Origin of the sequence: Arcicella sp. BE140, assembly GCF_031456255.1 — a bacterium.
Taxonomy (GTDB): Bacteria; Bacteroidota; Bacteroidia; order Cytophagales; family Spirosomataceae; genus Arcicella; species Arcicella aquatica.
The window spans coordinates 138,793-155,839 of the sequence record NZ_JAVDUE010000009.1; the positions used below are offsets into that span (position 1 = coordinate 138,793).

A 17,047-nucleotide genomic window follows, 5' to 3' on the forward strand; every position below is an offset into this window, starting at 1 on the left:
TAATTACCAATCACTACTTACCATTCACTTTCTTACAAAATTGCGAAAATATCGCTTTCACGCATGATAAGGTAATCTTTACCTTCTACTGCAATTTCAGTTCCTGAGTATTTACCGTACAAAACAGTGTCGCCAACTGCAACTGTCAATGGCTCATCTTTTTTACCAGAACCTACTGCTACAACAATTCCTCTTTGTGGTTTTTCTTTAGCAGTGTCAGGAATGATAATTCCAAATGATGTTTTTTCTTCTGCGGCTGCTGGTTCTACCAGAACTCTGTCAGCCAAAGGCTTGATACTAACTGTTGACATTGTTTTTTTGATAAGTTATTTTTTGTATTTGATTTTTTAGGTAAATGTTGAATTTAAATTTGATTTTCAAAGCACGTTAATGAACTCTTAATCAAACCAATTCGAGCTTCAACTACACAAATTTAATCATATTTTGTGCCATTGTCTGAAAAACGGTAAAATTGTCAGGTTTTGAGACTAAATAAGAATTTTTGGGATAGACGCATTACTATTTGACAGACTTTAAAATATTTTTCAGAAATCTTGGCATTTTCATGAAAACTATTAACTTTAAGTATTCTAATAAAGTGCCGTCTGTATTTACTTTTTTAGAATATTGCTTAATTAATAATCCTTCACTAAATGATGTCGCCTATGAAAAGCTTAGAGAAAGATTGGCTAACCACTGGACTCATTGATTTTGAGTACAAAAAGTATGTTTTACTGGCATATTTGCAACAGGTTAAAAGTAATTTTAAAAGTAAGAAGTTATACCCTGACTTACGAGACTTACAGTATCATTACGATTATTCTATGTATTTCAAGGATGGTATCACTCAGATGAGTATTCAGTTCCCAAAGAGAATCAAGGGCGTTAATCCTGAAAATTTAAATTTGGAATATGAGTCATCTCACCAACCAGAGAGTGAGTATCTATCCGAGATACAATCTATCATGGAATATGCTTTACCTCGCTTTAAAAATGCACTAAGCGAAGGTGAAAAAATTGTAGAGGAAGTACAGAAGGATATTCAGATTGCTCCGATTGGAATATTACCACTTTACAAAAATGATGGCTATCTGTTATTGCATGAGCCATGTATCAACGAAACACGGGTGTATCAATACAACCTAACCATTTTTGAAAACAAACACGAGCGTTTGAGAGGACTAAAGACTTTTTATGTAGAGACCATCAAAAAAAGTACGCTAAGTACTTTCGAGAACATCAAGCTAGATTTAGTAAAACGGTACAAACACCTTCCTAATCCTGCTACGTATTTAGTAGAATCAAAATATGTACTACCGCTGGAAGAAACCTTTTTGCCGATTGCCAAAAAGAAAGTAGTGGAAGTAGTTACGAACTAAAAAGGGGAAATTCAGCTGAATTTCCCCTTTTTAGTTCGTAACTATAATATTATTTTTTTGAAGTATCAGTTGGGTTTGTTCCTAATGCAGGTGCTGCTGCTGGAATACCTGCTTTTTTAGAAGCCGCTTCAGTGTTAACTGATTTAAAAGCTTCAGTACTTTCTGTAGGAGTAATGAATTTTGTAGCCAAAACCAATAGTGCAATAGAAATGGCACCTCCCCAAGTAATTTGTTCCAAAAGGTCTCCTGTACGTTGAACACCAAACATCTGGCTTGCACCAGCAGTTCCGAATTCTCCAGATAAACCACCACCTTTAGGGTTTTGAACTAATACTACAAATACTAATAACACTGCAATGATGCAAATAACTACGATAATTGCTCCGAACATCTTTTATTTAATTTGAAAATTTGAAATTCTAAATATTGTTTTTATGCTTTTAAACGAGATTACAAGGCTTAAATGATTCCTGTAAATTTAAAATTCTGATAGTTCCTGAATTTTGGATGCAAAGTACGCCTTTTTTTCTGGGAATTTCAAAATTAATTTCTCATAAACTCCTATTGCTTTTTCTTTTCTACCCTGCATCGTCAGAATTTTTGCATAGCTCTCTGTAATTATGCCTTTATCTAGCTTTACACTATTCGATGATAAATCTTCCTGTTTACCCATTGCTTCTAATTGACTTTTACTTGATCTTATCAGCCCCGGGTCTTTCAATAAGAAGCTATCAATAATGCTGTTTTGTAATTGTTGTTTCTGCGCAATTTCATTTAGCAATATGTCTTCAGCAACGGTCGAATAGCTCAAAAATTCTTTGTCTGAAAGCACTTCTTGCTGATACTCTTGTTGTTTTCGTTTTTCCTCGTCTTCTTTTGCTTCAATAATATTTTCCAGTTTGCGGATATAATCTGAATCAAATTTAGTAATAGTAGGTACATTTGAATGGTTCACAAAAGTACCATTCATAATACGACGTAGGGCATTTCTGCTAATAGTATAAGCAGCAGCTTTTCTCAGTTTCGCTTGTTTCTCAACATCATTGTCGTCATAAGCTTTTGCTAATAATGTATAGGCAAGCTGGCAATAAGGATAATTCTTAATGGTTTCTTCAAGTCCATTAATTTCAAGTGCTGAAACCTCAGACGGATTGGCAACAAGATATGTAAAGGTTTCTTTGGTCATTTTCTTTTTTAAGACTTTAGGGTTGTTGGACTTTAGGACTTTGGACTGTAGGACTTTAAGATTTTAGACGCTAGATGTTGTTAGACTTAAAGACACTAGATTTTAGGACTTTAGGATTATTGGAATTTTGACTATAGGACTTTAAGTTTATATGAAGACTGGCTTATTATAACCCTACAATCAAAGAGTCAAAAAAAGCCTACAGTCGATAAATCTTATACCTAAAGTCTTTAAGTCTAGTATCTAGCGTCTTATAGTCTAGCGTCTTTAAGTCCTTCAGTCCAACAATCTTAAAGTCCTATAGTCCAACGCCTAAACCTACCATTCCCCTGCGGTTTTATTAAAAATATCTAGTACAATCTGGTCAAGAATCTTTGGGATTAAAGTTCCCTGAACAGCCGTAATCGTTTGCGTTTGCGGAAAGTCTTGATAAAACGAAAACTCTTGGTCATAGTTTTTGTTTTCATCCTTTGCATTAGTAAACTTCACTTGAATTCTAATAGTCAATCTGTTTAATCCCCCTTTATCATTGGCAGTAGGTGCTTGTGCTTCTACTTCAAAGCCTGTGATAGCTCCTTCAAACATCAAGTCAGGATTAGCATTTGTCATTTTCAAAGAAGTATTTCGTTGAAAATACTCTTTGATTTTTTCGTTGAAAGTCAAACTCAAATTGGCAGGACCACCAGCCGTTTGAAAGGCAAAGTTTTGAATTTGAATCGTTTTTAAAGTAGGGTCAATACTGTTACCTTTAAAAGAATAACAACCACTCAGTAACACAATGCTTAATGATAAAAGTGCTACGATACTGATTTTCGAGAAGGCCTTTGAAAAATATAGTTTACTCTTCTTCGATGTCATATTGTTTGATTTTTCGGTACAATGTTCTTTCTGAAATTCCCAAATCTTGTGCGGCATATTTACGCTTGTTTTTATTTTTCTGTAAAGCCTTGATAATCATGTCTTTTTCTTGTTTTTCTAGTGAAAAAGATACCTCCTCGGCTTCGTGGGTAACGTCTATGAACGCATTTTTATTCTCAGGATTGTTATTTCCTAAGTTAATAATTGTTAATTCGTTATCGGGCTGGTTGTTCGAAAAATTATTGACCGATGGCAATGTTCTAGGCGTTGCAAAATCGGGCTGATAAGGGAAAGAACGCTCTTTGTCGATATTCTGAAAAAGGCTTTCATTTTGTTTTAGTATATCAGGACTCACTTCACCATTTTGAAGCACCTCTAAAAACATCTTTTTTAATTCAGTAACATCCTTACGCATGTCAAAGAGAATCTTATACAACAACTCTCTTTCTGTGAAATTATCATTTTGTTGGGCTTCAAAATCTCGTCTAACCAAACCATTATTCCCCATCATCTTGCCGTTGTTCATCTGAAGATAATGTGCTAACTTTTCGCCATCCACGGTTCTATCATCTGTTTCAAGAATTGATATTTGTTCGGCAAGGTTTTTAAGTTGCCTAATATTCCCCGGGAAACGTTGAGTTAACAAAATTTGCTGCGCATCAGAGGTAAGTTGAATCGGTTTGATTCTATATTTTTCGGCAAAATCGCTACTGAATTTTCTGAACAACAATTCAATGTCCATTCCTCTGTCACGCAAAGGCGGCACAAAAATGGGTACAGTATTCAAACGATAGTACAAGTCTTCTCTGAATTTTCCACGCTCAACGGCAGTCATCAAATTGATGTTGGTAGCAGCTACTACACGTACATTTGTTTTCTGAACTTTCGATGAACCTACTCTGATAAACTCCCCGTTTTCAAGCACCCTCAGCAAGCGTGCTTGTGTACCCAAGGGCATTTCAGCGATTTCATCCAAGAAAATAGTACCGCCATCAGTTACTTCAAAATATCCTTTTCGGGCATCAATAGCTCCAGTAAACGCTCCTTTTTCATGACCAAAAAGCTCTGAATCGATGGTGCCTTCTGGAATAGCCCCACAGTTTAAGGCAATAAATTGTCCATGTTTACGGGCAGATAAATTATGAATTATCTTAGAAAATGATTCCTTCCCAGAACCGCTCTCACCTGTAATCAGCACAGTCATATCGGTTGGTGCCACCTGCGACGCTACCTCTATGGCATGGTTTAATGCTGGCGAATTGCCGATGATACCAAATCGGGCTTTTATCGATTGTAATTCGGTAGTTTGCATATTTGAATGAGTTTTGGGTGTAAATGAAATGTATCGTTCTCAGATATTTTCATTACACTACATCTCCAAACAAAGTAGCCGACGAACAAGAAGTGATTTTTACATTGACATAATCACCTTTTTTGTGATTGCCTTTTGGTAAAATCACCATTTTATTTTGGTCGTTGCGTCCTTGTAAGAAATCTTCAGAACGTTTCGAATCACCTTCAATCAATACTTTTTGAATAGTACCTACCGACATCTGGTTGCGTTCAAGTGAAATCTGACGTTGAAGAGCGATGATTTCAGCCAGACGTCTTTGTTTTACATCTTCTGGAATATCATCTACTAATTTTTTAGCAGCAGGCGTACCCGGACGCTCTGAATAAGAAAACATATAGCCGTAGTCATAACGAACGTATTCTATCAGCGAAAGCGTTTCTTGGTGTTCCTCCTCTGTTTCCGAACAAAAACCTGCGATAATATCTTGTGAAATACCACATTCTTCTCCTAATATTTCACGAATTTTATCTACACGATTGATATAGCAAGCACGGTCGTAAGTACGGTTCATCAATTTCAATATTCTACTACTGCCACTTTGCGCTGGTAAGTGAATATAATTACAAATGTTTTCATACTTTTTCATCGTGTAAAGTACCTCATCGGTAATATCTTTTGGATGTGAAGTAGAAAAACGTACTCTTAGCAATGGATTGATTAAGGCTACTCTTTCTAATAATTGAGCAAAGTTTACTGTTTCACTACCATCGGCCGAAGCCCATTTGTATGAATCTACATTTTGTCCTAATAATGTTACTTCTTTATAACCATTGTCTAGCAAATCTTGACATTCTTTCAAGATAGAATACACATCACGTGAACGCTCGCGACCACGAGTAAAGGGTACCACACAGAAAGAACACATATTATCGCAACCACGCATGATAGAGACAAAGGCTGTTACTCCGTTTGAGTTCAAACGAACAGGCGATATATCAGCATAAGTTTCTTCTTTTGATAAGAAAACATTGATGGCTTTGTTGCCTTCTTCCACTTCTTCAAATAAATTGGGCAAATCACGATAAGAATCTGGACCAGCTACGATATCAACTATTTTTTCTTCTTCCAAAAACTTCGTTTTGAGGCGTTCAGCCATACAACCCAATACACCTACTACTAGGTTAGGGCGTTTTCTTTTGATGTGCGTAAAATTCTTTAAACGATTTCTTACTTTTTGTTCAGCATTTTCACGAATAGCACAAGTATTTACTAGAATTACATCCGCTTCTTCAAACTGAGAGGTAGTTGCATAACCATTTTCTTGAAGAATTGACGTTACAATTTCGCTATCTGAGAAATTCATTTGGCAACCGTAACTTTCAATATAAAGCTTTTTTTTGTTCTGCTTTCCTATTTCATCAATGGTAGTGCGTGGAAGATCAAGGGTTTCTTTATCTTCTTCAGTAAGTATTTCTAAATTTCTCATATCTTTTTGTTCACAAGCTTTGCTAAAAATGATTAAGCAAACGTGAATATTATTTTTGGACTAATGGAATCACAATCTGTAATGAAGGGCAAAATTACGAAGAAATATTGTTATGTCTGACAGAATGTCAGTAAATTGTTATAATTAAAAAGGATAACCAATTCCAAAGTTTAAAACCAACGGATTTCGATACGTTGAAGGCAATTTCTCGCTTGGTTTAAACAAAACCCAGCGATTGTTTTCAGGTAAAGATGGGTCTAGCATTCTTACCGCCCAGTCTAGGCGTAATACAAAAAATGATAAATCGACACGGATACCAAAACCAGTACCTACCGCAATTTCTTTGTAAAATCTATTAAACTGAAAATCACTTCCTGAAACCCCTTCGGTATTTTGCCCTTTAAAGCGCCAAACGTTACCCGCATCAACAAAAAAAGCTCCATTGATATTGTAATCGCCATAAAATCTTAAAATTTTAAAGCGATATTCTGCACTGGCTTCTAGCAAAATACTACCGGGTTGGTCAAAATTTCCCTGTGCAGACCCTGGCCCTAAACCTCTAGGTTTCCAAGCACGCAAGCTGTTTGGACCACCCACAAAAAAGTTTTTTTCATAAGGAAGCCCCCTTTCTGTACCATAAGCATATGCTAGCCCGGTGTTGACTTTATAAACGAAGATAGAGTTTCCTGTAGGGTTAAGGGTGATGTATTTGCGATAATCGACGTTGATTTTCAAGAACCTGTAAAACTGTAAACTATCTCCAAAAATATCAGAAACAAAACCTATTTTGCCCTTTGGGAAAAAATTAAGTGTAGTTCCACCAGACTCTAACAATAGTCTTATGTAATTACCTTTGGTAATTTGTCCATAAGGATTATCGGTATAAGTATAAGAAGCACTGATACTCGATACAAAAGATTTATTAAAGCTTCGTCCTAAATTGTTTCCTGCATATCGTTGAAGGCTATCCAAAAAGTTTTTAAAATCTCGAGCCTGCTGATTATTCGGATACGAAGTAGAGAGTAAGTTTAAGTCAATCAGTGAAACCTGCCAAAACTTATTAGGCGAAGGGCGCCATAAATACGTTTCATTGATTTTGAAATTTAGTCGGTTGTATTCTTGTCTTCCTACAAATTCTACACCACCCCCTAAACGAGTTTGTGGCGTATAGTCGTTCAAGCGTTGGGCTATAAAATTAGGGGCTAATATTTTAGGAATGATAATGGATGAGTTAAACCCTAATTCTAGATTCCTACTTACAATATCAGGACGAATAAAACCAGCTTGTGCCTCAAAACCGAAACGAAAATTGGTTTCTAATGAGCTAGCACTTCCTCTAAGATTCCTTAGTTTGAATGATGTATTAAAGAATGGTCCTAATACTAATTTATAAATACTTCCACCTGTTTCCGCCGTAAACTGGTATTTATCCAAGGGTTTGGCGTAAATAGTGGCATCTAATACGCCTTTTGTTGTATCAAAGTTTACTCTGGTAAACTGAAACTGATCAAGCCCATATAATTTCTTCTGAGTCAACAATACCTTTTGAAGGCTGTAGTGTTCATTCGGGCGAATGTCTATTTTGGTATCTAAAAGTTTTTCAGAGAATCTTTTATTGACAAACAGATACTTGATATTATTAAAAACGACGGTATCGACTTTTGAATTGGGAATATTCGGAGACGTACCATCTGAAATAAAAGTTACCTTGTTTAAGAGATAAGATTTATTATAATTCGGATTTTGAGGAGGGCGGTCTGGATTTGGAATAAACGTAATGGCCGCTATTCCTTTCGTAATAGCCGTATCCAAATCATTGATTCTAATGCTTATATTATCTTTTGTGAAATGGTAATATCCATTATTTTTTAACAATTCCTCTATTCTGGCTTTTTCAGCATTATAGGTTTCTACTTCAAGGCGATTTCCATTTTTCAACAGACTTTGTTTTTGATTTTCCTTCAAAATAGCATAAATCGCTTTGTCGGGTGTAACCAACGAATCTGTTTTGTAAAAAGGATAATAGTTTCCTTCGTTTACCAGATAAGTAACCGCAATACTTCTTTTTTTAAAGAAAAGACTATCTGCCTTATAACTCACCGAATAGTTGAAAAAACCGTGGTTTTTGTAATAAGTTTTTACTTTTTCTACATTTTTTTTAGCGTCTTCTTCATAAAAATAAGAAGGAGGCTCGCCAAAAGTACGCATACCCCAGTTTCCTTCATTGATTTTTTTGGTGAGTTTTTGTGCTTTACTTTCCTTCTTTTTTGATAATTGTAAAAACTCTACTGAATTATTATCTATCTTATTTGCCTCACGGTCGAAATCCTCGTTTAACTTTGTTAGTTCGTTTTGCCATTTTATTTTCTGTTTAGGGTAATTTTGGGCAAAAAGCTGATGAAAATACAGACCAAGGGTAAGGGGCGTTTTAAGGATTCTTTTGTTAGGTCTTTGTGGGAGTAAAGCTTCTAGCTTTTCGGTAGTAACAATTTTGTTTCCTTTAAAAGTCTGTGAATACAACAAAGGTTCCGTAAAAGTACCTTTGGGTGAACATCCTGATAAATAGATGATTAACGAAAATAATGAGATATGGAAAAGCGTTTTTTTCAAGGATAATAACGATAAATAGATTTTATAAATAATCAATAATTTTTAGACTGATGCTATCAAAAAATCAAATTAAATACATTAATTCTCTGCAACAAAAAAAGTTTAGACAAGAGCATCAATCTTTTATTGTAGAAGGAGCAAAAAGCGTACTCGAACTTATTCAATCTGATTTTGAAGTAGAATCACTTTTTGTTACCGATGATTTCTACAAAGAAAACGAAAGCCTTTTAGAGAAACAACCACTTCGTGCAGAAATTGTTAGTCAGGCAGAATTAGAGCGAGTAGGTTCGTTCAGCTCCAACAATGCCGCCTTGGCTACTGTCAAAACGAAGGGGAATCTAGAATTATTTGCCCAAGCAAATGAATATGTATTAATCTTGGATGATATCCGTGACCCCGGCAATCTCGGAACGATTGTCCGTGTGGCTGATTGGTATGGTATCACAAAGATTGTTTGCTCTAAAGAAACCGTTGATTTTTATGGACCTAAGGTAATATCCTCAACGATGGGGTCATTTACCAGAGTAGGTATTTATTATACAGATTTAGTAAGTTATCTGAGTAATAATTCTTTAAAAGTATATGGTACTTTTTTAAATTCGGCTAATGTTCATACCACACAATTTGCGGAGGCTGGTTATATTATTATTGGCAACGAAGCTAATGGTATTTCGGCTGAAGTAGAACGCTTGGTGACTGATAAAATCACCATTCCACGCTTTGGTGGAGCGGAGTCTTTGAATGCAGGAATAGCAACCGCCGTTATTTGTGATAATCTTAGGCGATAGAAATATTAAAATCAGAGGTTTTTTTATGAATTTATGTAGTTTAATCGCTTGATTTTCAATATTTTATTTAAATTTAAAGGATGATAGAATACGTAACGATTTATTAATTATTTACTAACCACGAAAAAAATCATTTTTGTTTTTTTTGCATTTATATAAACTTTAAGGCTATGTTTTGGTACGAAGACGAAGTAAAAAGATTAGAGCAGGAGCGTTCGAAATTACCATATCAACCTAAAACGGCTTTTTATGGAAGCTCAACGATTACGCTATGGGAAAGTTTATATCAAGATTTCAAAGATTTTTCTCCTGTTAATTTAGGTTTCGGGGGGTCAACATTGGCTGCATGTGCTTGGTATTTTGAAAGAATCTTTGCTGAATTTAATGAAATTAATTCTGTTATTATTTATGCTGGTGATAATGATTTAAGTAATAATCGCCATCCGGAAGAAATATATCTTTTTCTTTTTCAATTATTTGATCTCATTCAAAAACGTTATGGAACGATTGATTGTACTTATGTATCGATTAAGCCTAGCCCACAACGTTGGTATTTGAATGATCAGGTAAAATATACCAATATGATTATTGAGAAAGAAATCAAAAAACGAGGAGACCAGCTTTACTACATAGATATTTACGACCAATATTTGGATGATAATCATCGCCCTGATTCAAAATTCTTTCAGTCAGATGGATTACATTTCAATAAGATGGGGCATGATATCCTCAGAGATAAGCTAGTTGAACATCTTTCAGCGCTTGTTTTACAATAAGAAAATAATGAATTCTGACCATCACATCATTTATTCCTTATGACTATCAATATATTATCATATAATCCTTCTGAATCAAATATAATTTCTAAACCTAAATTTTAGAAAATAATGAAAAGACAATATCATAAATGGTTTAGTAATTATTTACAAAAAGATATGGAAATGCTAGTCTTTGGTCATGCAGGGGCAAGGGTTTTGTTTTTTCCAACACGGGGTGCTCGTTTTTATGATTATGAAGATTGGCGTGTGATTGATGCTATTAAGGATAAAATTGAAGCAGGTTATTTACAAATCTTTTGTGTAGATAGTGTAGATGCTGAAAGTCTTTATAGTTCAGAAAGTTCGCCGAGTTATCGTATTCAAAGGCACATGCAATACGAAGACTACATCATTAAGGAAGTATTACCTTTTACACGGGAACTCAATCCAGACATGACCATGATTTCGGCAGGCTGTAGCTTAGGGGCTTATCATGCCATGAATGTGGCGACAAAGTACCCTCAGTTTTTTACAAGGGTTGTAGGAATGAGTGGCCGTTTTGACCTAACATGGCAGGTGGGAGTTTTCAAAGATTTATTTGATGGCTATCACGACGAAAATATTTACTACAACAATCCTGTTCAATTTATTCCGAATCTGAATGATGAAAAAATACTCACTGAATTGAGACGAATGGAGTTTATTTTAGCCATTGGTCAAGATGATGCCTTTCTTGAAAACAATAAATACTTCAGCGATATTTTGTGGAGAAAAGGAATTGTGAACAAATTGTATATATGGGATGAGGAAGCACATAAAGCAAAATATTGGCGAAAAATGGTGCAGCTTTATTTATAGATGTAAGACTGGAAGATATAAGACGCTAGATTTTAGACTTTAGGATTATGGACTTTAGGACTTGAAGATATTGACATTCGACTAAAAGATATAGGACTATAAATATTAGACGTTAGATTATTAAATATTGGATCTAAAGGACATTGCTAATATCCCTTAGTCCTGTATTTATCCAATATCCTTAAGTCTAGCATCTTATGTCTTTAAGTCCTAAAGTCCATAATCCTACAGTCTTCCAGTCTACTCCTGATGTGCTGCTTGGTCTTGTAATCTATCCGTTAAATCATCTCCCAGGTATTTATCAATTAAAGTATGCGCTAGATAAATCAATGGGGTTAATAAAATAGCCACAATGAATTTATACAAATAGGTATTTAAAGAAGTAGAAAGCCATTGTTCTATACTCCAGTTCCCAAACAACACAAAAGCAATACCGATTACTACAAAACTATCAATCAATTGAGATACGAGCGTTGAGCCTGTAGCACGAAGCCAGATTTTTTTGCCATCCGTTACTTTTCTAATCGCATGGAAAATATAAGCATCTAACAATTGACTAATCAAAAATGCCGTCAGCGAGCCAGTAATAATTCCCAGCCCTTGTCTGAAAATTTTCCCAAAGGCATAATCAATATTGAAATTATCGTTGCCTTTATTTACATCAAGCCAAAAAGGAGCAGGAGAGAGCAGCGTAGCTCCATAAATGATAATGAAACTATAGGCTATAAAACCAGCAGCCAAATACGATACACGCTTTACGCCTCTTTTCCCGAAATATTCATTGATAATATCAGAAGTAATAAAAACAAAAGGCCAGTTTAATGCGCCCGCTGTTTGATTAATATCCCATGTGCCCAAAAAGGTTTGTAAATGAAGTGGTTGAAAACCAAAAGTAGCTTCTACTGAAAATATTTTTACCCCTATAATTTCTGCTACGATAGCATTGGTCAAGAAGATACCAAAAAGGAAAATAAATAGTTTGTTTCTCTTAGAGCTAAGGACGGGTGTTTTAGAGTTCATTTTGATACGAATGAATATTTTTTTTAATATTGAAAGCCTTTAATACAAAAAGAGGCTAGATGTTTGAAGCACCTAACCTCTTTACGAAGATAACAAATTATGTCAAAAATTGTTGGGAATCTACTTCTACAACATTACTTTTTACGATGATTTTCAAAATGAAGTGCAATTTTGTTCATCGCTATTTCAAGTTGTTCCAAATGTGGTAAAAAGACAATGCGGAAATGGTCAGGTTCTTTAAAGTTAAAACCACGTCCACCTACTACCAAAATGCGTTGGTCTTCTAATAGACTTAATACGAAATCACCATCATTTTTGAAATCGAATTGTTTTAAATCTATTTTAGGAAATAGATACATGGCTCCCTTTGGACGCACACAACTAATGCCTGGAATGGAAATTAGTTTTTCATATGCCAAATTCATTTGCTTGTATAACCTACCAGTAGGAATCACCAAATCATTAATAGATTGATAGCCTCCTAAAGCAGTTTGAATACCATATTGCGTAATCACATTGGCACACAAACGCATAGAAGCCAAGAAGGTAAGTCCTTCCACATACGATTTTGCCTTATGTTTTGCACCTGTCAGAATCATCCAACCACCACGGAAACCAGCAGCACGGTAATTTTTAGACATTCCGCCCATTGTTACAATCAAGGTATCTTCAGACATCCCTGCTGTAGAATGATGGATAGTACCATCAAAAAGGATTTTGTCGTAAATCTCATCAGCAAAAACAATAAGTTTATGTTTTTCTGCCAATCGAACAATTCCCTCTACAATTTCTTTGTCATAAACAGCCCCAGTCGGATTGTTCGGATTAATCAAAACAATGCCACGTGTCTTTTTAGTGATTTTGGATTCAATATCTTTTAAATCAGGATTCCAGTCTGACGCTTCATCACACACATAATGCACAGGAGTACCCCCAGCAAGCCCTACAGAGGTTGTCCAAAGAGGATAATCAGGTGACGGTATCAATATTTCATCATTCGGATTCAACAGGGCAGTCATCACTAAACTAATCAGCTCGCTTACACCATTACCAATATATACATCTTCAATTTCAATACCTTTTACACCACGACTTTGATAATATTGCATAACGGCCTTTCTGGCGGCGAAAAGTCCTCGAGAATCGGCATAGCCTTGTGCGTTGCGAATATTCATGATAATGTCATGAATAATTTCCTCAGGGGTTTCAAAACCAAATGCCGCCGGATTGCCAATATTCAACGAAGTGATTTTATAGCCTTCACGTTGTAGTTGAAGAGCTTTTTCGTAAACTGGCCCACGAATATCGTAGCGTAGCGAATCAAGGCGACTACTTTTTAAGATTTCCATGCAATATTATTGTTTCATTGTTGATTGAAAACCATTCAATTAATTATTAAGGTTACAATTGTCTGGTTTCCAATTTTAAGTTTGCAAAGGTGATAAAAAATAAGCAAATACACTTACTTGAAAATCAAAAAAGGTTTACTGAAAGCCAAGTTGTTTCAATAAACCTTTATGAAAAGATGTTTTTTGTATTATTTTACCGTTTTTCAAACCATTGTTCAAATAAAAAGCTAAGATTAGTTTTGTCAGAGGTATAAGTTAGCTGAACAAATTTTGCTTGTGAGTTTGCTTCCAGAAATACTCCTCCTCTGATAGAAGTATGCGGTGCCAATGTAGTAGCTTTAAAGTTTTCGTTTATCCACGTATGCTGTTCATTACTCAGTTTGTCCATTCGTGAATAATAATGCTCGTGGTCAACCACCCGTTTAATTTGTGCTACCTGAACCATCGTTTCACCAATATTAGCAGTTCGCCAAGCTCTTTCTGGAGTTTTATTAGAAGAACTTGCTATCATTGCTATAATTCCCCCAATAAATAAAACTGTATTGACTGTTTTAGCCCTTTTGATTTTAGTTTCCTCATAATTCATTTCCTCACGCACTTTGCCAAGTTCTTCTTCTGGTTCTATGGCTTGGTAGCTATAAGCATACTGTCCGTCGGTTGAAACAAGTTGTTGTTTATTTATATCAAGGGGCAGAGCAGTAAAGTCTTTTGGTGAAATTGTCAGGGGCTCGTCTGTATTATTAAATAGTTCTACATCAAAAACCATGTATTTCTGATAGCGGCCGTCATAAGAGGCTACTATTTTTACGCCATTATTTTCTTGTTTGACGATTTCTTTGCCTCCGTCAACAATACTTTCTTGTTCGATAGGACGCATTTTCATGATATTTACTGATGAACATGAAATAAATAAACAGGCAGATAATAGTATGATGAGGTATTTGTTCATTTTTAAAGCAAAATTTTAAATGTTATTTACAGAACATTGACAGACAAAATAAAGTTTTCCCCTATTGCCAAAGATGAGTTTTTACAGAAATGTTGTAGTGAGAGCAAGAAAATGAAAAAAATATTAAAATTTTTTAGGCTTATAAGGGTGTAAATAACCTTCTGATTCTCAATTCTGTATCAGAAAGTTAGCATAAAAGGTTAAAATTATTTCAATTTTTTTTGCAAACAGGCTTGTTTTATTAAAAAAAATAGGCGTACCTTTGCATCACCTAAACACAACGACAGTATCACAAGCGATACAAAATGTGTTAAGGAGAGTTGCCTGAGAGGCCGAAAGGAGCCGTTTGCTAAACTGCCGTACCTCACAAGGGTACCGAGGGTTCGAATCCCTCACTCTCCGCTTAGAAGTATTAATTTTAAGCAAGGGAATATTTTCGGGGTGTAGCGTAGCCCGGTATCGCGCTTGGTTTGGGACCAAGAGGTCGTAGGTTCGAATCCTGCCACCCCGACTTTTAAATGTGTTAGTTTGAAGATTTGAAAATTTGAAAATTACATTTCCTTGATTTTCAACTTTAATTAATCTCAGATTAACACATTTTTTTTCGGTTCCATAGCTCAGCTGGATAGAGCAACTGCCTTCTAAGCAGTAGGTCTCAGGTTCGAATCCTGATGGAATCACTTAATTACAAAAAAACCGCTTAGATTCGCTTTCTAAGCGGTTTTTTTTGTTAAGAAATACTTTCGATAACGCAAACTAGTCCTATGATTCTTTATAAAAACCTACTGATTGTCGCTACAGTAATTTTGCTGTTATTTTCAATATTAAGTATTTATTACGGAATCATTTCTCCGCCGCCATTAGTCACTTATACTACCGACGAAAATTTCATTAGCGAATCAGGCGTTTTTCTTTGGTACGGTTGTACTCCCCGCACATTAGAGTGGGCAGGTATCCCAAGTATCTTTATTGCCTACTTCTTATTTATTTTTCAATGTATCATACATATTATTACCCATTTTTCAGAGATACATCAGCTTACCGATATTTTAAAAGTATTTGATGATAATGCATATTACTATTTGAATCATCGTGAAGAATTTATCCTTTGGGAGCGTGCAGCACAAATAGTAATAGTAGGCATTATCTTTTTTATGACTATCCGCTTCATTATTAAGTCGTCACATTTTTTATTAACCAAAGAAACCAAAATTATACTAGTATTTTTATGCATCTGCATAGAAACAATCTGGGTTTCGATGGCTGTTATTCGACCAGAGGCCATTTCAGGGAGCTTGTTTATTTACTTAGTACTCAGAATTTTATTTACAGAAAAAATTACACCTCAAATTGCTACCACCATATTTATACTTTTTATTGCTACTGTGGCTCAGCGATTGATTTTTTTATTCATGACTCCGTTTATCATCGGAAGTTTAATCGTTCATTTACGCGCACAGAAAATTTCTTTTAGAACCTACCGCAACTATTTTTTAGTAATATTATTTGCTTTATTTACGTTAATACCCTTTATCATTACAGATACATTTGTAATATTGAAATCATTTTTTGGGGTAATTTTTATCAAAATGCACCAAAGCCCGATGCAAACGTATTTTAACTATTCATTTATTATGGACTTTTTGTCAAGTCCAGTAAATGTGTTTTTCACTATCTGTACTATTATCGGAACATGGTTTTTATTAAAGGTTTATCCTTCTAAAATAATTATTCTTTTATACGTTGGTAATTTATTGTTGTTCCTATTCACCTCTTTAAAATCAGCACAGCTATATTATTCTCATCTTTTCCCTGCCACTATGATGTCTGTAATTTTAATAGGCTTTGGTTTTATAGGTATTATTCACAAACAAAAAGAAGGTATCAAAAACAAATTAGTGCTTATCTTCTGTATGTTATTAGTAATAAATTCAAGCTACGGCGTATATTACAATAACAAAAAGATGAATGCAGAAGAAAAAAATCTGGCTGATGCCATCAGTTGGGTAAAATCATTAGATAACAACGAGACAATTGCGTTAGAATTAGATTTTGATGGATTTATTCCAAAAAATTTAGCCTGTTTAGAAAGAGAGAAAAAAGCAAATATTAGCGAAGCCTATAAAATTGATAAACTTAGCAAACTGTTGAAAGTATCTATTACTGATTCTTTGCAAAGAGTACAAGCCATGCCAGTTATAGCACAGGCATTTGCGAGTGAAGATGAAAAATTGATGGATGTAGAATACCAAGTATTGTTGAAAAACATTCAATCTGATACTTCAAAGCGTTTTAATACCTACTATTTTTTTGATACAAGCAGTATGATGAGCCACTGTATGCTCCGTGAAAAAGCATATCAGCAATTTGAACAAAACCAGTACCATTATATCATCACCACCAAAAAGTTGAATCAATACCAACCCATTAAAGCATTTGAAAAAGATGGAGGTACAAAATATTGGGTGTATGAAAATAAAGGTTTTAAGAAAGTACTAGCTGAGTAACAGCT

At 34.8% G+C, this 17,047-nt stretch carries 15 protein-coding genes and 3 tRNA genes; 8 read left to right on the plus strand and 10 right to left on the minus strand.

Annotated elements, in window-relative coordinates:
* Positions 1-32 precede the first annotated feature (32 nt).
* Complete coding sequence (groES, locus tag J2Y60_RS14110; protein ID WP_184135555.1) at positions 33-311, minus strand: co-chaperone GroES; 279 nt, start codon at positions 309-311, stop codon at positions 33-35.
* Positions 312-665: 354 nt separating this feature from the next.
* Here groES and J2Y60_RS14115 point away from each other — a divergent pair, with 354 nt between their 5' ends.
* Positions 666-1,379: a hypothetical protein gene (locus tag J2Y60_RS14115; protein ID WP_309918865.1), complete on the plus strand. Its 714-nt coding sequence runs from the start codon at positions 666-668 to the stop codon at positions 1,377-1,379.
* Between the two features lie 49 nt (positions 1,380-1,428).
* Here J2Y60_RS14115 and secG read toward each other — a convergent pair whose 3' ends face one another.
* The 6 genes from secG to J2Y60_RS14145 all read right to left on the minus strand — a co-directional run bounded on the left by secG (position 1,429) and on the right by J2Y60_RS14145 (position 8,813).
* A complete protein-coding gene (gene secG / locus J2Y60_RS14120; RefSeq protein WP_309918868.1) occupies positions 1,429-1,770 on the minus strand; it encodes a preprotein translocase subunit SecG in 342 nt (113 codons plus the stop codon).
* An 87-nt stretch (positions 1,771-1,857) separates the two neighbouring features.
* A complete protein-coding gene (locus J2Y60_RS14125) occupies positions 1,858-2,565 on the minus strand; it encodes a hypothetical protein (RefSeq protein WP_309918871.1) in 708 nt (235 codons plus the stop codon).
* A gap of 318 nt (positions 2,566-2,883) precedes the next feature.
* Positions 2,884-3,423 (minus strand): LptE family protein, encoded by a 540-nt coding sequence (locus J2Y60_RS14130; RefSeq protein WP_309918874.1) that lies wholly within the window; start codon positions 3,421-3,423, stop codon positions 2,884-2,886.
* Complete coding sequence (locus tag J2Y60_RS14135) at positions 3,404-4,735, minus strand: sigma-54 dependent transcriptional regulator (RefSeq protein WP_309918879.1); 1,332 nt, start codon at positions 4,733-4,735, stop codon at positions 3,404-3,406. Before J2Y60_RS14135 ends, J2Y60_RS14130 begins: the two co-directional genes overlap by 20 nt.
* A gap of 52 nt (positions 4,736-4,787) precedes the next feature.
* Positions 4,788-6,203, minus strand: a complete 1,416-nt coding sequence (gene miaB / locus J2Y60_RS14140; RefSeq protein WP_309918882.1) for a tRNA (N6-isopentenyl adenosine(37)-C2)-methylthiotransferase MiaB — start codon at positions 6,201-6,203, stop codon at positions 4,788-4,790.
* Between the two features lie 144 nt (positions 6,204-6,347).
* Entirely contained in the window at positions 6,348-8,813 is a 2,466-nt protein-coding gene (locus J2Y60_RS14145) for a BamA/TamA family outer membrane protein (protein WP_309918885.1), read from the minus strand.
* 50 nt (positions 8,814-8,863) lie between these two features.
* Here J2Y60_RS14145 and J2Y60_RS14150 point away from each other — a divergent pair, with 50 nt between their 5' ends.
* From J2Y60_RS14150 to J2Y60_RS14160, 3 genes are all read left to right on the plus strand, one after another.
* Positions 8,864-9,601, plus strand: coding sequence for an RNA methyltransferase (locus tag J2Y60_RS14150; RefSeq protein WP_309918888.1), 738 nt, complete (start codon positions 8,864-8,866; stop codon positions 9,599-9,601).
* A gap of 170 nt (positions 9,602-9,771) precedes the next feature.
* Positions 9,772-10,377: a GDSL-type esterase/lipase family protein gene (locus J2Y60_RS14155; RefSeq protein WP_309918891.1), complete on the plus strand. Its 606-nt coding sequence runs from the start codon at positions 9,772-9,774 to the stop codon at positions 10,375-10,377.
* Positions 10,378-10,488: 111 nt separating this feature from the next.
* Positions 10,489-11,217, plus strand: a complete 729-nt coding sequence (locus tag J2Y60_RS14160; RefSeq protein WP_309918894.1) for an alpha/beta hydrolase-fold protein — start codon at positions 10,489-10,491, stop codon at positions 11,215-11,217.
* A 240-nt stretch (positions 11,218-11,457) separates the two neighbouring features.
* Here J2Y60_RS14160 and J2Y60_RS14165 read toward each other — a convergent pair whose 3' ends face one another.
* The 3 genes from J2Y60_RS14165 to J2Y60_RS14175 form a co-directional block, all read right to left on the minus strand.
* Positions 11,458-12,237 carry a queuosine precursor transporter gene (locus J2Y60_RS14165; protein WP_309918897.1) on the minus strand — a complete coding sequence of 260 codons (780 nt, stop codon included), beginning with the start codon at positions 12,235-12,237 and terminating at the stop codon, positions 11,458-11,460.
* Positions 12,238-12,371: 134 nt separating this feature from the next.
* Positions 12,372-13,586, minus strand: coding sequence for a pyridoxal phosphate-dependent aminotransferase (locus J2Y60_RS14170; RefSeq protein WP_309918900.1), 1,215 nt, complete (start codon positions 13,584-13,586; stop codon positions 12,372-12,374).
* 193 nt (positions 13,587-13,779) lie between these two features.
* On the minus strand, positions 13,780-14,535 hold the full coding sequence (locus J2Y60_RS14175) for a hypothetical protein (protein WP_309918902.1): 756 nt from the start codon (positions 14,533-14,535) through the stop codon (positions 13,780-13,782).
* Positions 14,536-14,849: 314 nt separating this feature from the next.
* Between J2Y60_RS14175 and J2Y60_RS14180 the strand changes: the two genes are divergently transcribed.
* The 4 genes from J2Y60_RS14180 (at position 14,850) to J2Y60_RS14195 (ending at position 17,042) form a co-directional block, all read left to right on the plus strand.
* Positions 14,850-14,937, plus strand: a tRNA-Ser gene (locus tag J2Y60_RS14180).
* Positions 14,938-14,972: 35 nt separating this feature from the next.
* Positions 14,973-15,046, plus strand: a tRNA-Pro gene (locus tag J2Y60_RS14185).
* Positions 15,047-15,141: 95 nt separating this feature from the next.
* Positions 15,142-15,215 (plus strand) — tRNA-Arg (locus tag J2Y60_RS14190).
* A gap of 84 nt (positions 15,216-15,299) precedes the next feature.
* Positions 15,300-17,042 (plus strand): hypothetical protein, encoded by a 1,743-nt coding sequence (locus tag J2Y60_RS14195; RefSeq protein WP_309918905.1) that lies wholly within the window; start codon positions 15,300-15,302, stop codon positions 17,040-17,042.
* Positions 17,043-17,047 lie beyond the last annotated feature (5 nt).

Excerpts from the sequence above, each read along its gene's own strand:
- groES (WP_184135555.1), bottom strand. The coding sequence starts at position 311 with ATGTCAACAGTTAGTATCAAGCCTTTGGCTGACAGAGTTCTGGTAGAA.
- J2Y60_RS14115 (WP_309918865.1), top strand. The coding sequence starts at position 666 with ATGAAAAGCTTAGAGAAAGATTGGCTAACCACTGGACTCATTGATTTT.
- secG (WP_309918868.1), bottom strand. The coding sequence starts at position 1,770 with ATGTTCGGAGCAATTATCGTAGTTATTTGCATCATTGCAGTGTTATTA.
- J2Y60_RS14125 (WP_309918871.1), bottom strand. The coding sequence starts at position 2,565 with ATGACCAAAGAAACCTTTACATATCTTGTTGCCAATCCGTCTGAGGTT.
- J2Y60_RS14130 (WP_309918874.1), bottom strand. The coding sequence starts at position 3,423 with ATGACATCGAAGAAGAGTAAACTATATTTTTCAAAGGCCTTCTCGAAA.
- J2Y60_RS14135 (WP_309918879.1), bottom strand. The coding sequence starts at position 4,735 with ATGCAAACTACCGAATTACAATCGATAAAAGCCCGATTTGGTATCATC.
- miaB (WP_309918882.1), bottom strand. The coding sequence starts at position 6,203 with ATGAGAAATTTAGAAATACTTACTGAAGAAGATAAAGAAACCCTTGAT.
- J2Y60_RS14150 (WP_309918888.1), top strand. The coding sequence starts at position 8,864 with ATGCTATCAAAAAATCAAATTAAATACATTAATTCTCTGCAACAAAAA.
- J2Y60_RS14155 (WP_309918891.1), top strand. The coding sequence starts at position 9,772 with ATGTTTTGGTACGAAGACGAAGTAAAAAGATTAGAGCAGGAGCGTTCG.
- J2Y60_RS14160 (WP_309918894.1), top strand. The coding sequence starts at position 10,489 with ATGAAAAGACAATATCATAAATGGTTTAGTAATTATTTACAAAAAGAT.
- J2Y60_RS14165 (WP_309918897.1), bottom strand. The coding sequence starts at position 12,237 with ATGAACTCTAAAACACCCGTCCTTAGCTCTAAGAGAAACAAACTATTT.
- J2Y60_RS14170 (WP_309918900.1), bottom strand. The coding sequence starts at position 13,586 with ATGGAAATCTTAAAAAGTAGTCGCCTTGATTCGCTACGCTACGATATT.
- J2Y60_RS14175 (WP_309918902.1), bottom strand. The coding sequence starts at position 14,535 with ATGAACAAATACCTCATCATACTATTATCTGCCTGTTTATTTATTTCA.
- J2Y60_RS14195 (WP_309918905.1), top strand. The coding sequence starts at position 15,300 with ATGATTCTTTATAAAAACCTACTGATTGTCGCTACAGTAATTTTGCTG.